The organism is Vampirovibrio chlorellavorus, from assembly GCF_003149375.1.
Lineage (GTDB): Bacteria > Cyanobacteriota > Vampirovibrionia > Vampirovibrionales > Vampirovibrionaceae > Vampirovibrio > Vampirovibrio chlorellavorus_B.
This window is the reverse complement of sequence record NZ_QFWH01000004.1, coordinates 187659-209149: the sequence shown is the minus strand read 5'-3', so window position 1 is coordinate 209149 and position 21491 is coordinate 187659. Positions and strand designations below refer to the sequence as shown.

At 54.7% G+C, this 21491-nt stretch carries 21 protein-coding genes and 2 tRNA genes; 11 read left to right on the top strand and 12 right to left on the bottom strand.

Translation table 11 applies throughout. From position 1 onward, the window contains the following. Window positions 1–14 precede the first annotated feature (14 nt). The 5 genes from clpP to DF283_RS07105 all read right to left on the bottom strand — a co-directional run bounded on the left by clpP (window position 15) and on the right by DF283_RS07105 (window position 4657). Window positions 15–644 carry an ATP-dependent Clp endopeptidase proteolytic subunit ClpP gene (clpP, locus tag DF283_RS07125; protein WP_303674045.1) on the bottom strand — a complete coding sequence of 210 codons (630 nt, stop codon included), beginning with the start codon at window positions 642–644 and terminating at the stop codon, window positions 15–17. Window positions 645–755: 111 nt separating this feature from the next. Further along, entirely contained in the window at window positions 756–2156 is a 1401-nt protein-coding gene (gene tig / locus DF283_RS07120) for a trigger factor (RefSeq protein WP_303674044.1), read from the bottom strand. A gap of 180 nt (window positions 2157–2336) precedes the next feature. Beyond that, window positions 2337–2408, bottom strand: a tRNA-Gly gene (locus tag DF283_RS07115). A 122-nt stretch (window positions 2409–2530) separates the two neighbouring features. After that, window positions 2531–3526 (bottom strand): hypothetical protein, encoded by a 996-nt coding sequence (locus DF283_RS07110; RefSeq protein WP_303674043.1) that lies wholly within the window; start codon window positions 3524–3526, stop codon window positions 2531–2533. Between the two features lie 150 nt (window positions 3527–3676). Beyond that, window positions 3677–4657 carry a Gfo/Idh/MocA family protein gene (locus tag DF283_RS07105; RefSeq protein ID WP_303674042.1) on the bottom strand — a complete coding sequence of 327 codons (981 nt, stop codon included), beginning with the start codon at window positions 4655–4657 and terminating at the stop codon, window positions 3677–3679. A 184-nt stretch (window positions 4658–4841) separates the two neighbouring features. On the opposite strand from DF283_RS07105, the gene alr reads away from it, so the two are divergent. From alr to DF283_RS07090, 3 genes are all read left to right on the top strand, one after another. Beyond that, on the top strand, window positions 4842–5999 hold the full coding sequence (alr, locus tag DF283_RS07100; RefSeq protein ID WP_303674041.1) for an alanine racemase: 1158 nt from the start codon (window positions 4842–4844) through the stop codon (window positions 5997–5999). A 78-nt stretch (window positions 6000–6077) separates the two neighbouring features. After that, window positions 6078–7004 (top strand): ABC transporter permease, encoded by a 927-nt coding sequence (locus DF283_RS07095; RefSeq protein WP_303674040.1) that lies wholly within the window; start codon window positions 6078–6080, stop codon window positions 7002–7004. A gap of 122 nt (window positions 7005–7126) precedes the next feature. Next, window positions 7127–7912 carry an ABC transporter permease gene (locus DF283_RS07090; RefSeq protein WP_303674039.1) on the top strand — a complete coding sequence of 262 codons (786 nt, stop codon included), beginning with the start codon at window positions 7127–7129 and terminating at the stop codon, window positions 7910–7912. A gap of 77 nt (window positions 7913–7989) precedes the next feature. Here the strand turns inward: DF283_RS07090 and DF283_RS07085 are convergent, their stop codons facing one another. The 3 genes from DF283_RS07085 to DF283_RS07075 form a co-directional block, all read right to left on the bottom strand. Continuing rightward, on the bottom strand, window positions 7990–8283 hold the full coding sequence (locus tag DF283_RS07085; protein ID WP_303674038.1) for a peptidylprolyl isomerase: 294 nt from the start codon (window positions 8281–8283) through the stop codon (window positions 7990–7992). 115 nt (window positions 8284–8398) lie between these two features. Continuing rightward, the gene (locus DF283_RS07080) at window positions 8399–9247 is read right to left on the bottom strand and encodes an alpha/beta hydrolase (RefSeq protein WP_303674037.1); all 849 of its coding nucleotides are present in this window, start codon (window positions 9245–9247) and stop codon (window positions 8399–8401) included. 150 nt (window positions 9248–9397) lie between these two features. Beyond that, complete coding sequence (locus DF283_RS07075; RefSeq protein ID WP_303674036.1) at window positions 9398–9955, bottom strand: KdsC family phosphatase; 558 nt, start codon at window positions 9953–9955, stop codon at window positions 9398–9400. 388 nt (window positions 9956–10343) lie between these two features. Between DF283_RS07075 and DF283_RS07070 the strand changes: the two genes are divergently transcribed. From DF283_RS07070 to DF283_RS07055, 4 genes are all read left to right on the top strand, one after another. Then, window positions 10344–10925: a lysophospholipid acyltransferase family protein gene (locus DF283_RS07070; protein WP_303674035.1), complete on the top strand. Its 582-nt coding sequence runs from the start codon at window positions 10344–10346 to the stop codon at window positions 10923–10925. Continuing rightward, window positions 10873–11565: a hypothetical protein gene (locus DF283_RS07065; protein ID WP_303674034.1), complete on the top strand. Its 693-nt coding sequence runs from the start codon at window positions 10873–10875 to the stop codon at window positions 11563–11565. Before DF283_RS07070 ends, DF283_RS07065 begins: the two co-directional genes overlap by 53 nt. A 138-nt stretch (window positions 11566–11703) precedes the next feature. Then, window positions 11704–12972, top strand: coding sequence for a glucose-1-phosphate adenylyltransferase (gene glgC / locus DF283_RS07060; protein WP_303674033.1), 1269 nt, complete (start codon window positions 11704–11706; stop codon window positions 12970–12972). A 181-nt stretch (window positions 12973–13153) separates the two neighbouring features. Next, the gene (locus DF283_RS07055) at window positions 13154–14494 is read left to right on the top strand and encodes a 2-oxoglutarate and iron-dependent oxygenase domain-containing protein (RefSeq protein ID WP_303674032.1); all 1341 of its coding nucleotides are present in this window, start codon (window positions 13154–13156) and stop codon (window positions 14492–14494) included. Window positions 14495–14608: 114 nt separating this feature from the next. Here DF283_RS07055 and DF283_RS07050 read toward each other — a convergent pair whose 3' ends face one another. The 4 genes from DF283_RS07050 to DF283_RS07035 all read right to left on the bottom strand — a co-directional run bounded on the left by DF283_RS07050 (window position 14609) and on the right by DF283_RS07035 (window position 18495). Continuing rightward, window positions 14609–15394 (bottom strand): succinate dehydrogenase/fumarate reductase iron-sulfur subunit, encoded by a 786-nt coding sequence (locus DF283_RS07050; protein ID WP_303674031.1) that lies wholly within the window; start codon window positions 15392–15394, stop codon window positions 14609–14611. After that, window positions 15394–17211, bottom strand: coding sequence for a fumarate reductase/succinate dehydrogenase flavoprotein subunit (locus tag DF283_RS07045; protein ID WP_303674030.1), 1818 nt, complete (start codon window positions 17209–17211; stop codon window positions 15394–15396). The genes DF283_RS07050 and DF283_RS07045 overlap by 1 nt, the downstream gene beginning before the upstream one ends. Then, window positions 17212–18081 carry a hypothetical protein gene (locus tag DF283_RS07040; RefSeq protein ID WP_303674029.1) on the bottom strand — a complete coding sequence of 290 codons (870 nt, stop codon included), beginning with the start codon at window positions 18079–18081 and terminating at the stop codon, window positions 17212–17214. A 147-nt stretch (window positions 18082–18228) separates the two neighbouring features. Next, on the bottom strand, window positions 18229–18495 hold the full coding sequence (locus DF283_RS07035) for a DUF5069 domain-containing protein (RefSeq protein ID WP_303674028.1): 267 nt from the start codon (window positions 18493–18495) through the stop codon (window positions 18229–18231). 151 nt (window positions 18496–18646) lie between these two features. Between DF283_RS07035 and DF283_RS07030 the strand changes: the two genes are divergently transcribed. The 4 genes from DF283_RS07030 (at window position 18647) to DF283_RS07015 (ending at window position 21482) form a co-directional block, all read left to right on the top strand. Continuing rightward, window positions 18647–19792, top strand: coding sequence for a helicase HerA domain-containing protein (locus DF283_RS07030; RefSeq protein WP_303674027.1), 1146 nt, complete (start codon window positions 18647–18649; stop codon window positions 19790–19792). A 12-nt stretch (window positions 19793–19804) separates the two neighbouring features. Then, window positions 19805–20194, top strand: coding sequence for an HNH endonuclease (locus tag DF283_RS07025; protein WP_303674026.1), 390 nt, complete (start codon window positions 19805–19807; stop codon window positions 20192–20194). 72 nt (window positions 20195–20266) lie between these two features. Next, window positions 20267–20350: transfer RNA gene (locus DF283_RS07020), tRNA-Leu, on the top strand. Window positions 20351–20522: 172 nt separating this feature from the next. Next, window positions 20523–21482 carry a hypothetical protein gene (locus DF283_RS07015; RefSeq protein WP_303674025.1) on the top strand — a complete coding sequence of 320 codons (960 nt, stop codon included), beginning with the start codon at window positions 20523–20525 and terminating at the stop codon, window positions 21480–21482. Window positions 21483–21491 lie beyond the last annotated feature (9 nt).

Genomic DNA, 21491 nt, shown 5'->3' with positions numbered 1-21491 from the left:
TCTTCATTATAATACTATTTATTGCTGCTGGCTTCCTCGGCCTTGGTAATAACCTTGTCTACCATACCGTAAGCCACCCCTTCTTCGGCGGACATGATGTAGTCACGGTCGGTATCCCGTTCGATTTTCTTGATCGACTGACCTGTATTGCTGGCCAGAATTTCGTTCAGGTTTTTCTTCATCCGGTTGATTTCGGCAGCCTGAATTTCAATATCGGTCGCCTGACCCTGAGCGCCACCCAAAGGCTGGTGAATCAGGATGCGAGAGTTGGGCAGAGCCATCCGTTTGCCGGGCGTACCAGAGGACAGCAAGAATGCGCCCATGCTCGCGGCCTGACCCAGGCAAATGGTGGCCACATCAGCGCGAATGTGCTTCATGGTGTCGTAAATGGCAAAACCGGCCGTCACTGAGCCGCCCGGGCTGTTGATGTACAGCATAATATCTTTTTCAGGGTTCTCGGAATCCAGCAACAGCAGCTGCGCCACAATGAGGTTGGCGACCATATCATCGATGGGCGTACCCAGGAAGATGATCCGCTCTCTCAGCAGGCGGGAAAAAATATCAAATGAACGCTCTCCACGACTGGATTGCTCGATAACAACCGGCATATACGCTTGAGGATCGCCGTTCGGTACATACAGCATCTGTGTTGCCTCTTTCACTTCAGCACAAACAGGATATTTCGGTTTTCTGGACCTTAGTTTATTTTAGACGATCCTCCCAAGGGATGGAAGGATCGTCTATGGTTTATAAGTCTAAACTTCAGCGTCTAAAACGTCAAACTCTTCGCCTTCAATAGCGGCGGCCACTTCAGTACCTTCAGGCTTGTCAGAGCTGACTTTCTGCTGCTCCACCTGCTCTTCAGGGACATAATTGAACTCGGCCCGCTCCACCAGATAATCCACGATTTTCTGGCTGAGGATTTGATCGGACAGGGCTTGAGCGGCGGCAAAGTTGTTGCCCAACTGACGCATCACCTGCTTCTCTTCCATTCCCCGCATGGCGGCCATTTGGCTAACCATCGCCGAGAACTCCTCTTCATTAACCTGCATGCCTTCCTGCTTGGCAATGGCCCCGAAGATCAGGCTGGTTTTAATCCGCTTGCTGGCTTCGTTGCGCAGATTCTGCCAGGTGCTTTCATGCCCCTCGGAATCCAGAAACTTTTCCCAGGACAAGCCTTGGCTTTTCAGGCGCTGCTGCACTTCGTCCATCAGCAACTTGGCTTCCCGATTGACCATGCTGTCGGGGATCTCAACCGTGGACTTCTCCAACAGGTAATCCACCACCGCTTTTTGCTTGCGGAAGGTGTTTTCCTGATCTTCACTTTGCTTCAACAGATTGCGAACTTCTTCCTTCATCTGCTCAACCGTTTCAAAAGGACCCACTTTTTTGGCCACTTCATCGGTCAGGTCAGGCACCACTTTTTTGGAAATATCGTTGATTTTCACCTTGAACTCAGCCGGTTTACCAGCTAGGGTGGCATCGTGGTAGCCTTCCGGGAAGGTCACGTTAATGCTGAATTCTTCAGCGATTTTGTGGCCCACCAGCTGGTCGGCAAAGCCTTCGATGAAGTTGTTATCGGCCAAATCCAGACGGTAATTTTTAGCGGAACCACCCTTGATGGCCTCACCGTTCACCGAGCCGTTAAAGTCGATGTTTACGATGTCGGTCTTCTCGGAGGGACGATCCACCACAGATTCCAGCGTGGTCAAACGTTCTACGATAGAGGCCAGCTCTTTTTCTTCAGCATCGGCAGGCAACTTGTACTCGGCCACATCCAGCTTCAGAGCGGTTAAATCAGGCAACTGGGCTTCCGGACGAAGTTCCACGGTGGCCTTCACAGCGATGCCTTCGCCCAGGTCAAATTTCAGATTTTCAATTTGAGGCGGGGCCACGATATCCAGCTGATGCTCGCTGATGGCGTCGGCAAACAAGTGGGGGAACAGGCGATCCATGGCCTCTTGCTTAATGCGATCCACGCCCACGGTTTTCTCCACGATGGAACGAGGAGCCTTGCCCCGGCGAAAACCGGGGATATTCAGACGCTGACCCAGACGTTTCCAGGCCTTGTTGTATTCCTGGTTGGCTTGCTCGGCGGGAATTTCCAGGTTAATTTTCGCCAAGTTTTGTTCTTCTTTTAAGACTTCTACTTTCATGCGTCTGCCTTAGCCCATTCCTTCAAAATACTGTAAACGGCATTTAAATCGCTAAAGAGACTCAGTTCTCTCAGCGATTTTGCACCAACCCCTTGTACGGAACGCTCTGATGCGGAGCTTTTCAATTTACCTAGCAACTTGATATTCTGCAACTTGCTTGTGTTTTCCGGGGTAAAAATTAGCGGGAGACGAGATTCGAACTCGCGACATCTTCCTTGGCAAGGAAGCATTCTACCACTGAATTACTCCCGCATTTACCGGAAAACTTGAGGATGAAATAGATTCTAGGTAAACCGCTCCAGAATTGCAACAGGGGATTTGATAATTTTTTACCTCAAATATTTGGAACACGCAAACGCAAGCTGAAGCGTGGGCTAGGATTGGCTCAAAACCGAAAAGGTGGCCTGGGGGGCCAGGCGTTTCAAGGTCTGGGCTATCAGGGCGCTGAAAGAATAGTCTGGCGCGGCAGGCTCCACCATGGTGACAGCTTGAATACCCGCCACCGGCTCATGGGCTGCGGCCATTCGCACCATGACATCCTGTAACGGAGAAATGGTGTTATTGGGCGCCGGAACCGTCAGGACACAGCCCTCAAACTGCTTTTTGTCGCTGGTTTGCACCGATAACCCGGCCCAGGTTTTTCGGTTGGGGTTGGGGAGGTATGACTGTAAAGCCGCCCGCCACGCAGGCCGAAAGCGAGCATCGGCGGGTTCCGTAATATCCAGACGTGGTGATTGAAACCAGTTTTTTTGCCCGGAAGCATAGTGATAACTATTGGGCAGGTACGCGCCAGCCGTTTTGGTATCGACCTCCCCGCGCTTCATATCCACCACGTGGATGGGCAGATCCGGATTTCCAGCCTCCAGCAGCGCCTGTCGACAGGAGCCGCAAGGTCGCAAGCTCTGAATCATCATCTGAATGCCAGACTCTCCGTGGGCCCTGGCATTCAGCAGCGCAAAAACCTCCGCATGCACCGTCTCGTTGGGCAGCCCGCCTTTCAATTCCAGGTTGGCCCCCAGATAAGCCTTGCCGCTGTTCCCAATGGCAATGGCCCCAACCGGCATTTTGGAAACCTCGGGGCGAGCCAGCTTTTGAGCCAAAGCCAAACCGGATTGATAGGTCTTGACGCTCTCCGGACTGGCAGGGTCAAACACCGGCAGATCGCTGAGGACGGTGGGGAATTTGGCCTGCTGCAAAAGCAACTGGATATCCAAACTTCCGGCAAAGCGAAGGGCTGGCTTGCGCTGCAACGAACCCGGATGGGCCAATCCTGACGCCACCGACAACGCGGGCCGTTTGGACCTATCCATGGAGCGAACAGCCTGCCCGGAACGCACAGCCGGACTCAAATAAGGCATATTAATCCCCACGGAAAACCCTCCTCAAAATCTAAAAACCTGAAACCCGATACACTCGCAAAAACTAAAGTCTATTTGCGCTACAGCTTACAAGAAACAACCCGCAAAGCAAGCCTTCCCTCTCCTGTTCCCACCCATTACCCGCAAAGCGTCCCCGTTTCGTTATACGGAGATCATCTCCATCTTGCGTTCGGCCATTTCCAGCACCCGCACCACATGGTAGCCGTTCATACCATTGGTTTTGGGGTCGTAGCCGTGCCGAATGCAATTGATGAAGTGCTGGCACTCCAGCTTGAGGGGCTCAATATCCAGATAATCCGGAAACTCCTCAATGGGACTACTGACATCGTCCTTGTTAAAGATGTGCAACTTGTTTTCGCCCAACGTATCATCAATCATGGCGGCGCGCTCGGTGCCCCGAACCACCAGCTTGACCTGCTTGATGGGATGCACCCAGCTAATGTGAATATGCCCGGCTACATCATTGGGAAAAACCATATCGATATGCGCATCGTCCACCAAACCATCTTCCCGGTTCTGATAGCCAATGACTGAGACAATATCCTCAGGCTCCTGATCCATCAGGTAAGACATCATGGACACGTCATGCGGGGCCAAGTCCCAAATAACGCTTTTATCGGGCCGAAACTTATTCGTATTCAGGCGATCGCTTGAAATATTCTTAATTTGCCCCAGATAACCTTCCCGGATGAGCTGCCTCAGACGGTTGACTGCCGGATGATAGAGCAACAAATGGCCCACCATCAACACCTTATCCAGCTCACGGGCCAGTGCGTTCAGTTCCAGAGTTTGCTCGGAACTGGTGGCCACCGGTTTTTCCACGTACACGTGCTTGCCAGCCAGCAGGGCCTTCTTGGCCAGTTCATAGTGAGTAAAGCTGGGGGTGGCAATCACCACGCCATTGACCTGCGGATCGTTGAACACGTCATCAAAGCGATTGCTGGCCTGCACGTGCTTATACTGCTTCTGCAAGGCGTTGAGGGTTTCCGGATTCAGGTCACACACCCGATACAGAAAGCCCAGATTGTCAAAATTACGAACCAGATTTTTACCCCAATTGCCGCAACCGATGACGGCAATTTTTTCCTGCTGGGCATTGTCCATATCAAACAGTGGGGTCATAGGGGGCGTGTATTCCAAAGACTTAATTGACAGTCATAAAACACGAATGGTTTGCCTAAGATTGTTTTTAATAACGGCATTTTATAATTTGGGCTTACGCAGTGTTTGAGATTAGAATAAACCAAAAGGCGTCAACACGCCATCCAAAGCCCCGTCCCCGAATCCGAAAGCGCTGGATTACCTGATGAAATCCCTGAGAACCTTACCTGTCCAAACCCGCCGGGATGCCTGGGTGGAAATCAACCTGGGGGCTATTGAGGCCAACGCCCGGGCCATCCGCAAAGTGGTGCCCCCGTCAGTGGCCCTGATGGCGGTGGTCAAGGCGGATGCCTACGGCCACGGCTCGGCCATGGTGTTAAACACACTGGGGGCCTCCGGGGTGAGTATGGCCGGGGTGGCCTCCATGGATGAGGCCATCCACATCCGGGAATCCGGTATTAAACTGCCCATTCTGGTGATTGGGGTGGTGCCGGACTGGTCGGTGCAGTACGCCAGCGATTACGATATCCAGCTCACCATTTTCGCCCCGCACCACGTGGAAAGCCTGCGCAAAGCCTATCAGCAGGATAAAAAGCCCTTTAAAGTGCATATCAAGGTGGATACCGGCATGCACCGCATTGGCATTGGCTGGGAAAAGGCCCTGAACTTCATCCGGGAGTGCCAGACCCTGCCCTTTTTGCAAGTGGAAGGCGTTTTTACCCATCTGGCCGACAGCCATGATGAGGCTTTGACCCAGCCCCAACTGGCACGCTGGCACACCCTGTGCCAGCAACTCGACCCCCTGCCCCGCTTTGTGCATATCGCCAACTCCGGACACGCCCTGAACCCTGCCGCGTGGGAAGCCCAGACTCCCAACACTCTGGCCCGATTGGGCATTGCCTTTTTTGGGTACGGAAATCACCCTCAGCAGGAGGGCATCAAACTGCAACCAGCCATGAGCCTGAAAGCCCGGATTATTCACGTGCAAACCGTTGGCCCTAATACCGGGGTCAGCTACAGCCACACCTATCACACCCCAGCAGCAGGAGAAACCCGCATTGCCACAGTGCCCTTGGGCTACGCCGACGGGGTGCCCCGCATCTTGTCCGGGCGAATTCATGGGCTGATTGGGGGCAAGCAAGTGCCTCAGGTGGGCCGCATCACCATGGATCAGATGATGTTTGACGTGAGCGCCATTCCCGACGCACAGGTGGGCGATATCATCACCCTCATTGGCCGTAGCGATGCCCGCCAGCCCCAAACAGCCATTTGGCTGGACGATTGGGCAAGCAAAGCCAGTACCATTGAATACGAATTAATGTGCGCCCTGCGGGTGCGCCTGCCCAAAACCTACACCCGATAAGCGCTCTCTAGTAAGACTAGCAAAAGACTTGCGCAGAGTCCCTCACACAATCTTCCCGTTCTCGTCTATGATATCGGTATGCCCAGCCTGATTTTAAGACGACTACTGACCGGTTTCGTCACCCTGTTTGTGGTGATTAGCCTGACCTTTTTACTGCTGCGACTCATGCCGGGCGGCCCCTTTGATCAGGATCGCAAGCTGCCCCCGGCCATTCAGGCCAATATTGAGGCCCGCTACCATCTGAATAAGCCGCTGTGGCAGCAATACGGCATTTACATCGGCGGCATCCTGCGGGGAGATCTGGGCCCCTCCTTCAAATACAAGTCCCGCTCGGTCCGGGACATTGTGGGCGAGGCCACCCTGACCTCCACCAAACTGGGTCTGATGGCCCTGACGCTGGGGGTTTTGCTGGGAACCACCCTGGGCACCCTGGCCGGACTCAGTACCAGCCGCTTCTGGGATGGCCTGCTGACCCTGACGGGCGTGGCCAGTATTTCCACCCCCTTGTTCATCTTTGGGGGCTTTTTGGTGCTGCTCTTCTCGCTATCGCTGGGCTGGTTACCGGCCGCCACGCTGGAAAGCCCGAAGCATTACCTGCTACCGGTCTTAACGTTGTCCCTGACCCCCTTCTCGTATGCCTTTCTGCTGGTGCGTACCACCGTGCGAGAAGTGCGCTCTCAGCAGTACGTTCTCATCAAGCGCAGTCAGGGCTTGGCAGAAAGCACCATTGCCCTGCGTCACATCCTGAGAAATTCTCTTATCCCGCTGGTGTCCATTTTAGGCCCCATAGCCGCCGCCATTATCACCGGCTCCTTTGCCGTGGAATACATTTTTGCCATTCCCGGGCTGGGCAAACACTTTGTGACCGCCGTCAGCAACCGGGATTACACACTGGTAATGGGCATTACCATTATTTACGGGCTGGCCCTCATTCTATTTAACACCCTGACCGATATCGTCTACGGGCTTCTGGATCCCCGCCTGCGAGAGGAAGCCAAGCGATGAACCACAGCCTGACCGCCGCAAGCCTGAACGTCCCAGAACGGAACGCTTCGAGCCCATCCAACCGGAGAAAAGCAAAGCCGCCATGGCTCAAAGCGCCCAAACCATTCTGGAGTGGCTTATTTTTGGGACTAATTGGACTACTGGCCTTACTCGGCCCCCTGCTGGGTCCCGATCCCACGGCCATTATGCCGGACTTGCCCACGGCCCCGCCATGGCCGCTGGCTGGAAATGTGATGGGCCACTGGTTTGGTACCGACGATCTGGGCCGGGACTTGCTCAGCCGCACGGCGGTGGGGGCTCGCATTTCCCTGCTGATTGGCTTATCCACCGCTGTGGTGGCCGTCATTATTGGCACCCTGTACGGCACGGTTTCTGCCCTGTGCGAAGGCAAAACCGATACGCTGATGATGCGCATCATTGATATTCTGTACGCCCTGCCCTCCCTGATGGTGGTCATCCTGTTCAGCGTGTTTCTGGGCCGGGGGCTGGTCAGTCTGGTGCTGGCCCTGTCCCTGTTCAGTTGGCCGGATACCGCCCGCATCATTCGGGGGCAAATTCTCAGCCTGAAGCGGGAAGAGTTTGTGGAGGCCTTTCACAGCATTGGGGGCAGTGCCCCGCTGCTCATCTGGAAGCATTTTATCCCCAACACCCTGGGCCTGATTATTTTGACCGCCACCATCACCGTGCCTCGGGCCGTCCTCACCGAGTCCACCCTGAGTTTTATCGGCCTGGGCGTGGAGCCCCCCTTAAGCAGCTGGGGGACTTTGGCGGGAGAAGGCTGGCAACTGGTGCGGGTGGCCCCGCACATGCTGTTTTTCCCGGCCCTCTTTATTTTTACCACCATGATCGCCCTGAACCTGCTGGGCGATGGCTTGCGGGAATACTTCAACCCCAAAAAGGAAAACTGACCCGTAAAAAACGCAAACGCCCCGGATTGACACCCGGAGCGTTTACAAGTCATGAGGGGTCACCGAAAGACGGGCGGTTACTTCGTCTCGGTTACCGTCAAAATGTGCCAGCCAAACTGGGTTTGCACCGGCTCGGACAATTCACCCACCGGCAGTTCAAAGGCCACTTTATCGAACTGAGGCACCATGCGGCCCCGGCCAAAAAAGCCTAAATCTCCACCTTGAGCGCCTGAGGGGCACTTGGAGACCCGCTTGGCCACTTCGGCAAAGGTCTTGCCTTCCAAAATTTCCTGACGGCACTGTTCGGCTTCTTCCCGGGTGCCCACCAACAAGTGGCTGGCCCGAACTTCCAACGCAGAGGTATTGCTCATGGATGCATTCCTTTTTCCCGATTTGGGCTTTCTGATAAAAATATTGAACAGGTTGAACATTCAGGGATTCCTTTCAACAGGTTCCCCCAAACTATTCCTTACTCCCGCCCGCAAGTCAAGGGCTACCCGCGGCACCGTCCAGACTGGCCCCTCCGAGGAAGCCTTTCGGCGTTTCATTCCCCGTGGCAAATTTCACAATCCGCTCGGCCACCTGCTTCCGCTCACTGTCCAGCAAAATCACGTGATCCGATTTTTCCAGCCACAGCACCTCTTTTTGCGGAGAGGCCAGCCGTTCCATCAGGATTTTGGCCCCCGTGGCGCACACCACCCGGTCCCCGGTGGATTGCACAATCAGGGTAGGCCGATTCACGGCCTCCAGCTCCCCGTCCACCACCTGAATCAACTCCAGGGCGCTGCGCACCGCCGGGATATTAAACGTCTTGAAGTAAGCGGCCTCCAGGGCCAAGGCCTGCATTTCCCGATCCCGGATGGGCAGCCGCCAGCGGGGCACGTGCCGGATGATCCCCCCCAGGGCCCGCACGTAGCGCTCCGGCTGAAGCAGATAGTACCATTCCATTCGTACCTTGAGAAAGGGGCTGAGCAAGACCAGCTGATGGATGCGCTCTGTTTGCTGATACCGGGCGGCCAAGTGCAGGGCCAGCAGGCATCCGGTGGAAAAACCCACCAAGGAGACCCGATCATGCGCTTGCAATAGGCGCTGATACTGTTCCTCCGACCGCTGATACCACTGCTGCCAAGTGGAAGCGGGCATGCGGGGGGCCGGTTGATCGTGGCCCGGATAGTTAAACCCGGCGACCCCATAGCCTTGCTGCAGCAACTGCTCGGCCAGCGGGCGCATTTCATATACCCCACCGCCCAACCCATGCAGAAACAAAAAAGCCTCCGGACTGCCTTGGGCCGGTTGCAAGTAAAACGGTTCATTGTTCAGCACGATACGACCCAAAGCCGGAACTCCCAGAGGTTACAAACGAAAATGCCGCCAAAATCTCAGCGAATTGTGCCTTTCAACCCAAGCCCCTTGAAGGCATAACCCAAAAAGGCACAACCCAAATGACTCCCTCCTAGTGTACCCCATCCCACTGAACAAAATGCTTTACTGACAGCCTGAACCAACGTCTGGTGAATTGTCGCCACTCTCGCTTTTCTGGCTGTCCAGAATCAATTCCAGAATCTCCCGCACCGCGCCGCCGCCCCCGTTATAGCGGGAGACAAAATGGGCCATTGCCAACACCTCCCGGGCGGCATCCGCCGGGCAAGCGGCAAAACCCACCTGCTCCATACAGGGCATATCCGGCAAGTCGTCTCCCACGTAGGCCACCTGTTCAAAACCCAGGCCCAAATCGCTGACCAGTTGCTGCAAGGCGGGCAACTTGGTTTTGGTCTTTTGAATGAGGTGCTGAATGCCCAACTCCTCGGCCCGACGGGTGACCATGATCGACTCCCGGGCGGTGATGATGCCAAATTGCAGCCCGTGTCGGATCCCCAGAGAGATGCCCAGCCCGTCTTTGACGTTAAAGCTTTTAATCTCATCCCCGGCGGAGGTGTAGCTGATCTTGCCATCGGTCAATACGCCGTCCACATCCATCACCACCAGCCGAATGCGACCGGCTTGCGCTCGCAACGTATCAGAACGGTCAGGGAGGGTGGTCATGTTTGCAATCATCCAAACGGATTATGGGCGGATTATGGGGTCAGTTACGTGGTCGTTTGAGCGGACGCAAGATTTCATGGGCAGGGGCGTTTAAAGAATCATTCCCCGATTTAGCCTGTTTATTATGAGCGTTATTGGGCCGTCCGGCTCACACCACAGGGTATTGTACGCAAGCGGCCCAACGGTCGCAAGATTCAGGCAGCCCGGTTTAAATACCATATCACAGTCAGTGCGCTTCCAAGGCCGCCACCCCCGAGACGCCAGCGACATTCAGACCTGCAACGACTTCTACAGCGCCAAACCCATCCCCTGGCTGACCCGGTATTTTCAGGGGGGCATGCAATTCGTGAGTGCAAGGTTTCTGAATTTTCAGGGGGGCATGCAATTCGTGAGTGCAAGGTTTCTGAATTTCCACTGCGCCATCCCAGCGGCAGAAATCAATCGCCTGCAGGCCATCCAGCAGCAAGGGGGCGCTACCATGCTGGCCCTCAATCACTCCAGTCTGGCGGACTCTTTCAGCATTCAGGCACTGGCTTACCAGGCCAGACTGACTCCCGTCACCATGGCCGCCCTGAAAAACTTCGATCGAAAAATCGCCAACATCCCCTACCAAATTATTTGGCCCATTGCCAGACGTCTGGGGTACTTTTCCGTCAACCGAGGCAACCAAAGTATCCAGAAAAGCACGGATCATGTGCAAGAAATATTGGGCAAGGGCAAGAACCCGTTACTTATCTTCCCGGAAGGGCGCATTAGCTGGCAAAATAATCAGGTGGGCGCCTGCCAGACTGGAGCCCTTCGACTGGCCCTGCAAACCAGCCAAAATAAAGGACAAACCGTTCGTATCCTCCCGGTTGGGATTGGCTACCGCTATTTGCCACAAGCCAAGGGTCAAGTGCTCAAACTGCTGACCCAAAATGAGAAAAAATGCTTCAAGGGCCAGCCCCCCCAATACCTACCAACCGATTGAGCGACGGATTACGCACCTGTTAAACACCGTACTGGAAAGCCAGGAACAAACCTACCAGCTGGGTTGGCAAGCCCACCGGCCCTGGCATCAACGGTTGGGATACATCCAGCAAGCGGCCATCCAAAAACTGAGTGTGAAGTATAAACTGCCTTTCCCCCCAGAAAAACATGCCACCCAACAGATGCGTCACTTGTTCAAGGCCATCAATCAGGGACAAATTGAATTAAGGCCGCCAACAGGCTGGGCCAGACTCAACCCATGGTCCAAAGCTCGTCAAACTTATCAGCAAGCCCGACAGGAAACCCAGTCAGACATTCAAACCCTTGGAGACCTGGAAATCCTTCTGAGCCTTGAATCTCCGGCGCAACTGGAAAACGATATCAGTCAGCAAATGGAAGCGTTAATCAAGCTGTTTTGCCTGATCCACGGAAAACGTCCCAGTATTTTAAGCATTGTGCGCAACTGTAAAGCCCAAATGCAGGTAGGGGAGCCTATCGTGGTGAGCCCCTCAGCGCTGAATCAGGGTCAGTCTTTGATTACGCAAGCTAACCAATTGACAGCCCGACTGCAACAGGAATTACAAAAAACCGTGGATGAGGCCCGAAGCCATAGTTTCAGTGACAGCCCCAACCCGGTATAATAAAAGTGGTAGCCGGGTAAACATCAGGACAGTCACACGCAAGCGTTCGTAAACACTGTTTGTGGGCTCGGCATTGCGATTCGGTTAGGGCCATAAGTCAAGGGCCGGGGTTGATAAGACGAAGGGGCGGCATTCCAAATGAAAAAAAATGTACTGGTCATGATTTTAGCCGGGGGAGAAGGCAAACGTCTTTACCCGTTGACGCTGGATCGGGCCAAACCGGCGGTACCCTTTGGCGGCAAGTACCGCATTATCGACTTTGTACTGAACAACTTTATCAACTCCGAATATTACAAAATCAAGATCCTGACCCAGTTCAAGTCTGACTCCCTGAACCGCCACGTGGCCCGCTGCTGGCCCATGCCCCCCTTTCTGAACCAATTTGTGGATCTGGTACCGGCTCAAATGCGCCTGGGACAGGAGTGGTACCGGGGCACCGCCGATGCCATCTACCAGAACCTGAACATCATTGAAGACGAAAATCCTTCGCTGGTGGCCGTCTTTGGCGGCGATCACGTCTACAAGATGGACGTGAGCCAGATGGTGGATTACCACAAAATGCAAGCCGCCGATCTCAGCATTGCCGCCATCCCAGTACCCATCAGCCAGGCCAGCGAGTTTGGCATTATCGAAGTGGACAGCATGTTTCGGGTCACCGGCTGGCAGGAGAAACCCAGGCACAACATCAGGGAAATTCCCGGTCGGCCCGGTTGGGCCTTGGCCTCCATGGGCAATTACATCTTCAATCGCACCGTGCTGGTGGAAGAACTGTTACTGGACGCCGCCAATGAGCAGTCCGCCCACGACTTTGGCAAAAACGTGATTGCCGATATGATTCAAAAAGGGCGTCGGGTCTTTGTGTACGACTTTGCCACCAATACCGTGCCGGCTCAAAGCCCCATTGAACAGGGCTACTGGCGGGATGTTGGCACCATTGACGCCTACTGGGAAGCCAACATGGACTTGGTCACCCCATCTCCCATCTTCAATTTGTACAACCGGGAGTGGCCCATTAAAACCTTCTCCTACCAAGCGCCCCCGGCCAAGTACGTGTTCGATCAGGAAGAGCGACGGGGCTTCGCCACGGATTCCATTGTGGCCGATGGCTGCATCATCAGTGGGGGACGCCTGATTCGCTGTGTACTGTCTCCCTTTTGCCGCATTAACAGCTACTCACTGGTGGAAGAGTCCATCCTGATGCATGGGGTGCATGTGGGCAGGCACGCCAAAATTCGCCGGGCCATTATTGATAAGGGGGTAGAGATCCCCCCCCACAGCCGCATTGGCTATGACCGGGCCGAAGACGAGGCCCGGGGCTTCTTCGTATCCGAAGGCGGGGTGACCGTGGTGCCCAAAGGGGCCATTCTCTCTTCCCAACCGGAACCCGTGGAAGTACGCAGCCTGTAAGCCCCAGAAATCGCTTGCATCTTCCTTGTCTTTACAATAAAACAGAACCATAAACAAACACCATCCGGCGATGCGCCTTGTGCCTTTCGCAGGGGTTTTTAAATTTTATTTTTTTCAAGTGGCTCTATTTCAAGTGGGAATTTAAACAAAAAATTTAGACAGGGAAAGAGGAGACTAGTGAATGTCCACCATTTACGTGCGCACGTCCCAGGGGATGGCCATGCCAATTACCTTTCCGGCGGCCAAATCCAAAGCGAAACATGCACCAGATGTCAAAGCAAACCAGACCGAGAGAAACCCGTTTCTGTCTCCCCCAAGCCGGTCCGCATCTGCCGAGCGCCTGCAAGAAACACCGCCGCAATCACCTGCAAAACAACCCGCCACCGCCCATCACTTCGCCGGGCATCTGCTCAACCGCAAAGCGGTTCAGTCCATACGTTTTCAGGGCTGGGGCAAAGCCGGACAGGAACTGCCGGTCGTGAACCTGGAAGACTTTACCGGCGGCAATGCGGCCAAGCGGGCCGCCTTTGTACAAAAAATGGGCGATAGCCTGTCCCGTTTTGGCTTTGTATCCATCAGCGGCCACTCCGTCCCATCCACCCTGGTCAAAAACTACTACCACACCATCCCCAAAGTCTTCAGCTTGCCCATGCCGGTGAAAACGCAGTACGTTCGGTCGGATCTGGGTCGCAGCAGAGGGTATTATGAGTTGGGCCAAGAGACCAAATCCGTCTATGAGGGTGGCCCCCGGATGGCCGACAAAAAAGAAAACTGGCACAGCGGCGCGCCGGACACCCTGAATGTTTTCCCAGCGGAAGGCCCTCGCAGTTTCCCCCGGCAAAACGCCCTCCTGTTTAACAATATGGAAAAAACCGCTTTACTACTGGCAGAGGCTTTGGGCGAGTATCTGGACAGCATGGGACTGAACGATCGGGGCTATCTCAAGTCCACCCTGGTGGATCATCGGCAACGACCCATCGGCAACCACCTCATGCGCAGCATTCATTATCCCGCCGTGCCCGAAAAAGAACGAGGCAGCGCCCAGCCGGGGCAGCCGGTCATTCGGGCCGGTCAGCACTTTGATATGAACCTGTTCACCCTGTTGCCGGAGGCTACGGAGGCCGGATTACAGATCATGCCCCGGGAAAATGGCCAGGAAACCGGCCAATGGCTGCCCATCCACAGCCAGGCTGGCACCCTGATTATGAACGTGGGCGATATGTTGTCCTTTATTACCGGGGGCAGCATTAATGAGCAGGGACGCATTGTCAAACACGGGACCATTCCGTCCATTCGCCATCAGGTGGTGGGAGATGAAAGCACGCTGGACAAGCCACGATACTCCATTCCGTTTTTTGTGACGCCGCATTATGATAAACCCCTGCGCAATCTCAAAACCGGCGAGGAAATTCCCACCGTGGAATTCTCGTATCGACGGTTGAACGGGCACGGTAGCCTCAGCAACGCCTCACTGGGCGACTTCCGACAAAACGTCGCCCCCATGCTCCGTCCGCTGGAATAGCGGAATCCAACTGTTTTCAAAATTGAAAAACGGGAATAAGAACCGGTACCAACCACTTAAAAAAACGCTCAGGCCATACCACCTGAGCGTTTTTCATTGGCAATTTTCTACAAGTTAACGGATGAAGCCCAACTTCCGCAGGAACCACATCATGGGATCATAATACCGATCCACCACCCGTTCTTTCAGCGGAATAATGGCGTTATCGGTAATGCGGATCTCTTCCGGACAGACTTCCGTACAGCACTTGGTAATGTTGCACAGACCAATGCCCGCCTTTTCCTTGATGAAGGGAATTCGATCGGCCCGATCCATGGGGTGCATTTCCAGACTGGCCAAACGAATCATCCAGCGAGGCCCATAGAACTGATCCTTCTGGTTATGATTCCGCAGTACGTGGCAAACATCCTGACACAGGAAGCATTCGATACACTTGCGGAACTCCTGCGGGCGATCCACATCGTTCTGGAAGTAGCGCCAATCCTTGGCGTTTTCATCCGGGGGGGTGAAGGGCTGAATGGTCTTGTTCACCTCGTAGTTCCAGGACACGTCGGTGACCAAATCCCGAATCAGGGGGAAGGTTTTCAGGGGCTGTACCATGATGGGCTGACTGAGATCCAGGTGATCCAGCCGGGTTTTGCACATCAGGCTGGGCTTCCCGTTCACTTCGGCGCTGCAAGAGCCACATTTGGCCGCCTTGCAATTCCAGCGAACGGCCAAATCAGGACTTTGAAAGCCCTGAATGTAGTGCATGGCATCCAGTACCACCATGCCGGACTCTACCGGCACCTGATAGTCCTGAACCTGCCCACCTTGAGCATCTCCTCGGAAGACCCGAAAAGTAGCCGTTTTGGCCTGCCCATTACTGGTGGACGTCTGATGAGTCGCTGACTGGGCCATTACTTTTTCTCCTCCTCAAAGAGCTTCTTCAGTTCAGGGGGCATTTCCGGCGTGGCCTCGGTGCGATATTGCATGCTGCCGTCCTCTCCCTTGCGGATGAGGGCGTTAACATTGGCCAGTTTTTCATCGTAATTGGGGAAATCCACACGGGTGTGGCCGCCACGGCTTTCACGACGCTCCAGCGCGCATTTGGCCACCGCTTTGGAAACCACGATCATGTTCTTCAGATCCTGGGCCAAGTGCCAGCCGGGGTTGAACTGAATCGAGCCTTCCACGGAGACCTTGGCCACCCGCTGCTCAATGGCATCCAATTCTACCAGGGCTTTCTGTAGATCTTCTTCCGTGCGCATAATGCCCACCTTATGCTGCATCACTTCTTGCAGATCACGGTGAACTTCATAAGGGCCTTCACCGGTGCGTTCAAACGGCGCCAGCAATTCCTGAGCGGCGGCTTTCACCTGCGCTTCATCAGCCTTGGGCGTTCCTTCCACGGACTTAGCGAACTCCACGGCACCGAGACCGGCCAAACGGCCAAACACCACCAGATCCGACAGGGAGTTGCCACCCAACCGGTTGGCCCCGTGCAGACCCGCGGCGCATTCGCCCGCGGCGAACAAGCCGGGCACAGCGGTCATTTGGGTTTCAGGATTCACCCGAATGCCGCCCATGGTGTAGTGCATGGTGGGGCCCACTTCCATGGGCTGCTTGGTAATGTCCACATCGGCCAGCTCTTTGAACTGGTGGTACATGCTGGGCAACTTACGCTTGATGCGGTCGGCGTCCTGATAGCTGATATCCAGGAACACGCCACCGTGTGGGCTTCCACGACCGGCCTGTACTTCGTAGTAAATGGCCTTGGCCACGTTATCCCGGGTGGACAGTTCGGGTGGACGACGGGCATCGGTTTGCTCGTTGGCCAACGTGGCCTTCACCCAGCGCTCGCACTCTTCCTCGGTTTCGGCAAAGGTGTGCTTGGTCTCTGGAGGCAGGTAGTCAAACATAAAGCGCTTGCCATCCTTGTTCCGCAGAATACCGCCTTCGCCGCGAACCCCTTCGGTGACCAGAATACCCCGGACGCCAGGCGGCCAGACCATCCCGGTGGGGTGGAACTGAATGAACTCCATATCCAGCAGATCGGCGCCGGCGTCATAGGCCAGTGTCTGGCCGTCGCCGGTGTATTCCCAGGAGTTGGAAGTGATTTTCCAGGCTTTGCCAGTCCCGCCAGTGGCCAGAATGACCGCCTTGGCGTTGAACACCACAAAGCGGCCGCTTTCACGCCAGTAGCCAAAGGCACCGTTGACCCGGCCATCGCCATCTTTTAGCAACTGGCTGACGGTGCATTCCATGTACACATCAATGCCGGAGTGAACGCCCTTGTCTTGCAGGGTGCGAATCATTTCCAAACCGGTACGGTCACCCACGTGGGCCAGACGCTTGTAGGTGTGTCCCCCAAAAGCCCGCTGGCTGATTTTGCCATCCTTGGTACGATCGAACACAGCGCCCCATTGCTGCAACTCGTTGATGCGATCGGGGGCTTGCTTGGCGTGCAGCTCAGCCATACGCCAATTGTTCATGAACTTGCCACCCTTCATGGTGTCCTTGAAGTGGGTTTGCCAGCCATCTTGCGGATCAACGTTCCCCAGTGCGGCGGCGGCACCCCCTTCAGCCATTACGGTGTGGGCTTTGCCCAACAGGGACTTGCAGACCAGTCCCACGGACAAGCCTTGGGCCGATACTTCAATTGCGGCACGCAGACCGGCACCACCGGCCCCAATGACCAGCACGTCGTGCGTGTGTGTTTCATAAGTCACGCTCATCTAGAACATACCTTTCCAAGAAAATTCAAAAATCCGGTCAAAGTTGGCCGGAATGATACCACGGGACAATGCGGTTAAATAAATGTCCGCCACAATCACAAAGCCCAAGCTAATCCAGCCAAACAGACCGTGCTTGGCGTTCAGGATGCTCTGGCGCTGGAAAGCGTGGCCACGGGCCTCGTTGATGGGACAAGAAGAGAAGCAGTCGATCTGCCCACCGAGAATATGCCGCCAGGAGTGGCAACTAAACACGTACAGGGACAGCAAGACCACATCCAGCGTGATGATCAGACTCCCCACACCCAGCCGCAGGCCAGTAAAGCCGGGGCTGAAGTAGGAGCAAATCACGTCAATGGAGTGCAGGCCAATGAAAGCCGCCGCCAGATAGAAAAAGTAGCGGTGCAAGTTCATCAGCACCATGGGCAACGCTTTTTCGCCCATGTACTTTTTGCCACTGCCCAACAGGGCAATCAGGGGACTTTTGGGGTTCACATCCACGGCGCAGGCAGCCGGGGCCGTGAATAAGGAACGGTAGTAGACCCGGCGGTAGAAATAGCAGGTGGCCCGGAAACCGGCAGGCACCCACAAAATGAACAAGGCCGGAGACAAAATCCAGCCCATATTGCCATTGCCAGGAACTTTTTCCAGAAAGGGAAGGTGCAAGCCGAACATTTCAGCCCAATGCGGCAAATACGGCGTGTAGAGGGGAGAGATATAGTGAGTGCCGGGGAATTGGCTGGGGTCATTTTGCAATGCCCGGAAAGTCGCGTAAATAATAAAAACGACCAGAGCCAGACCGGCCAGTATGGGCTCAACTTGCCACCCATCGACGCGATCGGTCCCCTGATTTCTCGTTGCAGTTGTAGCCACGCTTCAAAGTTCCTATAATTTAATAATCAGTTGAGTGCGAGAAGAATCGCACAGGATGCAACCTTTAGCTCCATATTATGCGAAGACTAAACAGGCTTCTGTGATTTCTCTCAAAGAAAGCTGGAAAAGAGACTCGAAAACAAACAGCTATTGAACTGGCTTGCCAGGCAAATTGGCCCCAATGCGCTCCAGCTCAAACAACACCTGCTCGTCGGTGGTGGCCGAAACAGCAATTTTCTGGAACGTCTCAGAATCCACGTTCATCTCCCGCAGCAGGCCACGATCCATGGGGCAAGGGTACTCCAGGTCGTATTGCTCAATCTCGCCAGCGGCTTCCAGCCGGGCCTTGTCAATCATCCGGGCCAGCCAGCCAATGCCACCCACCTGTAAATTGCCACTTCTTGGCTCCGCCATAATAGCCTCCTTATTACTCTTGTTTATCAAGTACACAAGACACTCCTCCTATCCTACCGAAAAGAAAACAAGCAATCTACGCCCGGCAGCTTGAAATTACACACTGCACAGTGACACCCGTTTGACCTATAATGACCCTATGTTCCGATTTTTGAAAAATCAAATCATCCCCGGACAGAGAGCGTTACAGGTTTCCAAGAACTTCAGCATCCCGCTGGACAGCTTTGCCACTACCGGCGAGCGGGACGCCATTCTGGCCTCCTCTGGCATGGGGAAATCCTACTTAACCGGGGTTTTACTGGAAGAAACCCTGGAAAATGGCTGTCTGGTGCTGGTCATTGACCCGGAAGGTGAGCATTTCACCCTGGCTGAACGCTACCCCATGCTGATTATTGGCGGAGAACACGGCAGCTTGCCGCTGGATGAAGAGGGTATCGATCTCTATATAGAAGCCATGCTGCAAAACCGACTGTCGGCGGTGTTCGATTTATCCGAGTATCTGGATGAAGAGCAACAGCATTTATACGGCCTGATTGTGGACTGCCTGTTTCAGGCGGAACAAAAGTACCGCACCAAAATTCGCCTGGTGGTGGAAGAAGCGCAGATTTACGCCCCCCAGCGCATGGCGGGCGGCAGCTCTCCGGCCAAACGGGGCAAAAAGAAAAGCATTGACCCGGTGCAGGCCTCCCAAAAAATTGCCAAGCGGGGCCGCAAACGGGCCATCGATAGCCTGTGGGCCACCCAGCGCCCTGCCAGCCTGAGTAAGGACATTTTGAGCCAGTGCAACCGCTTCTGGTTCGGGGGCATTCAGTCCGAGCAGGATTATAAGGCCATCAAGCCCTTTTTGAATGAAGCGGGTATTTCCTTTGCCGCCATTAAAGCCCTGAAACCCGGCGAGTTTTACTACTACGCCAAGGGCGAGACTCACATCCTGAAAGTTCGCAAGCGGCATTGCAAGCACGCCGGGGCCACCCCGGAAGCCGGGCAAACCTTTAGCGCCATGGCCGACGGGCAGATGGAAGACACCATGAAGGCCCTCATTCAGGAAATTAACAAGCGCACCGTGCAAAAGCGGGAAGAAGATTCGGAAATTGCCCGCCTGAAGCAGGTCATTCGAGAGCTGGAGCAGGAAAACAAAAAGCTGGCCAAAGATTTAGAAGAAGAGCGCATGGCCACCAAGGTCATTGAACGTCTGGGCTCTACCCCGGCTACCAGCAGTCCCAAACCGCTGCGCAAATCCCGCCTGGCCGATCTGGACAAACCGGGCCCGGAAAAGATTATTCTGGAAAGTTCCTAGGAGACCTGTCCCGTGCCCCTGTCCAATCGGGTCTGCTTTCTGGTCAACCTGCGGGATGCCCTGCGTTGCAGGCAATGCGACAAGGTGCCGCAAGGCCCAGAGGGCTATCATCAGGGCTTTGAGTACCATCACCGACTCCCCCGAAGTCTGGGCGGATCGGATGAAGTGGACAATATCGTGCTACTTTGCCACGCCTGTCATCAGGTAGGGCACAAGGCGCCAGCGTCTCACAGCGAGCGCTTGTGCGTTCTGGATCTCACTCCGCCAGCCTCCTTTTTATGCTGGCAATGCCAGAGCCGCCTGGAGAGCCGAAGCGTTGAAATGAACTGCGGCTGGTACCGTTGCCGTGCCTGCCAAACTCAGGTGCATCTCTACCAGCATTTTTACGGCGCTTTGGAATAGTCGCTCCGCCGTGTTGGTTGCCGAAACGCATGGCCTCCCGTACAATGAAAACCAACCTCAGTACACATCGCCGGGCGAGTGGCGAAATGGTAGACGCGCTAGTCTTAGGAACTAGTGGAGCAATCCGTGGGGGTTCGAGTCCCTTCTCGCCCACCATTCCATTCCAGTTTTTACCCACCACTCCTGATTTTATTTATTTTTCAGGGTTTCCAAAAAGATATCGGTCACATCGCCCAAGGCATTCAACGTCAGTTATACTGGCGTGAATAGTCAAAAACGCCCACCGTCTACACCCGTTCAACCACTATTCAGGGGCAGTGTGTTTTCCGTGTCTCAAGCCAGCCCGGCGGATCGGGTTTTGGCCCAAATCCCCCCGGCGGATCAGGTTATATTGGCCCATTTTTTCAAGAATTTTCTATTGTCTGGAGGAGAGCCTCTTGGCTTTACCTTGTTTGGCAATAAACCCATGACGCTTCACGCTCTATACCAATACGATGCTGGCACCAACACCGAGAAACCAATGCCCGACTTGCTTCAAAACACCTTGACATTCCTGAAGTACCAACCGCTGTTTGGTAATACCAATTTTGTATTCAAAAAAATAGTAAAGCCCTTCTACCACACACTGGAAAAAGATCCTGCCCTCTGCGATCTCATGATGCTCAATCGAACCGCATGTCTGGGCGTCATCGGTAAAAACCTGCCCCTGTTCCGGGCTCGCTTTGGGCCGAACGCAACGCCTCAAACCATATTAAAACTACTTGAGGCAACAGATAGCCCACGGGAGCTACTGGGTGATTGCATGCTATACGGTATTTTATTCGGTTTTGGCACCGCCAACAGTCAAGCCTATAAGCGTTTCACCCAACTGGTCAGCTTCGATATTTTGCCCAAAGCGACTCTGAACACTCCAACCCCTTCCCATGAAGTGTGGATCACGCAGGGCAACAGAAAAGTACGCTACTTGGCCGCTCCCAGAGCTATACCAGGCCCCGGATTCAATACAGCGCAAGCGGAGCTGGATCAGCTGGTTCAGGTTTTTACCGGTTGGCCGCCTGAGAACGAACGCGACCGAAGCCCGATTAAAGCGCCCGTGTTTCGAAACCTGTATCACCGCCCGGAAAGCCAGGCTCTCACGCAGTCCTACCGCCAGCAGCAGGCTTATATTGAGCAGATTTATCACAGGCCCGATTTATTGAGACTGGTCACTCAGCAACTGTTACAACCCTCACCCACTCTGGCGCAACCAGCCGTTACCCACACTGTAACCCGTCAGTGGGTGGCCTAACCTCTTCGG

What these genes read in the sequence shown, in the direction of transcription:
- DF283_RS07055 (WP_303674032.1), top strand. Translation starts at nt 13,154, where the DNA reads ATGTCCACCATTTACGTGCGCACGTCCCAGGGGATGGCCATGCCAATT.
- DF283_RS07035 (WP_303674028.1), bottom strand. Translation starts at nt 18,495, where the DNA reads ATGGCGGAGCCAAGAAGTGGCAATTTACAGGTGGGTGGCATTGGCTGG.
- tig (WP_303674044.1), bottom strand. Translation starts at nt 2,156, where the DNA reads ATGAAAGTAGAAGTCTTAAAAGAAGAACAAAACTTGGCGAAAATTAAC.
- DF283_RS07075 (WP_303674036.1), bottom strand. Translation starts at nt 9,955, where the DNA reads ATGACCACCCTCCCTGACCGTTCTGATACGTTGCGAGCGCAAGCCGGT.
- glgC (WP_303674033.1), top strand. Translation starts at nt 11,704, where the DNA reads ATGAAAAAAAATGTACTGGTCATGATTTTAGCCGGGGGAGAAGGCAAA.
- DF283_RS07045 (WP_303674030.1), bottom strand. Translation starts at nt 17,211, where the DNA reads ATGAGCGTGACTTATGAAACACACACGCACGACGTGCTGGTCATTGGG.
- DF283_RS07065 (WP_303674034.1), top strand. Translation starts at nt 10,873, where the DNA reads ATGAGAAAAAATGCTTCAAGGGCCAGCCCCCCCAATACCTACCAACCG.
- DF283_RS07095 (WP_303674040.1), top strand. Translation starts at nt 6,078, where the DNA reads ATGCCCAGCCTGATTTTAAGACGACTACTGACCGGTTTCGTCACCCTG.
- DF283_RS07105 (WP_303674042.1), bottom strand. Translation starts at nt 4,657, where the DNA reads ATGACCCCACTGTTTGATATGGACAATGCCCAGCAGGAAAAAATTGCC.
- DF283_RS07085 (WP_303674038.1), bottom strand. Translation starts at nt 8,283, where the DNA reads ATGAGCAATACCTCTGCGTTGGAAGTTCGGGCCAGCCACTTGTTGGTG.
- DF283_RS07050 (WP_303674031.1), bottom strand. Translation starts at nt 15,394, where the DNA reads ATGGCCCAGTCAGCGACTCATCAGACGTCCACCAGTAATGGGCAGGCC.
- alr (WP_303674041.1), top strand. Translation starts at nt 4,842, where the DNA reads ATGAAATCCCTGAGAACCTTACCTGTCCAAACCCGCCGGGATGCCTGG.
- clpP (WP_303674045.1), bottom strand. Translation starts at nt 644, where the DNA reads ATGCTGTATGTACCGAACGGCGATCCTCAAGCGTATATGCCGGTTGTT.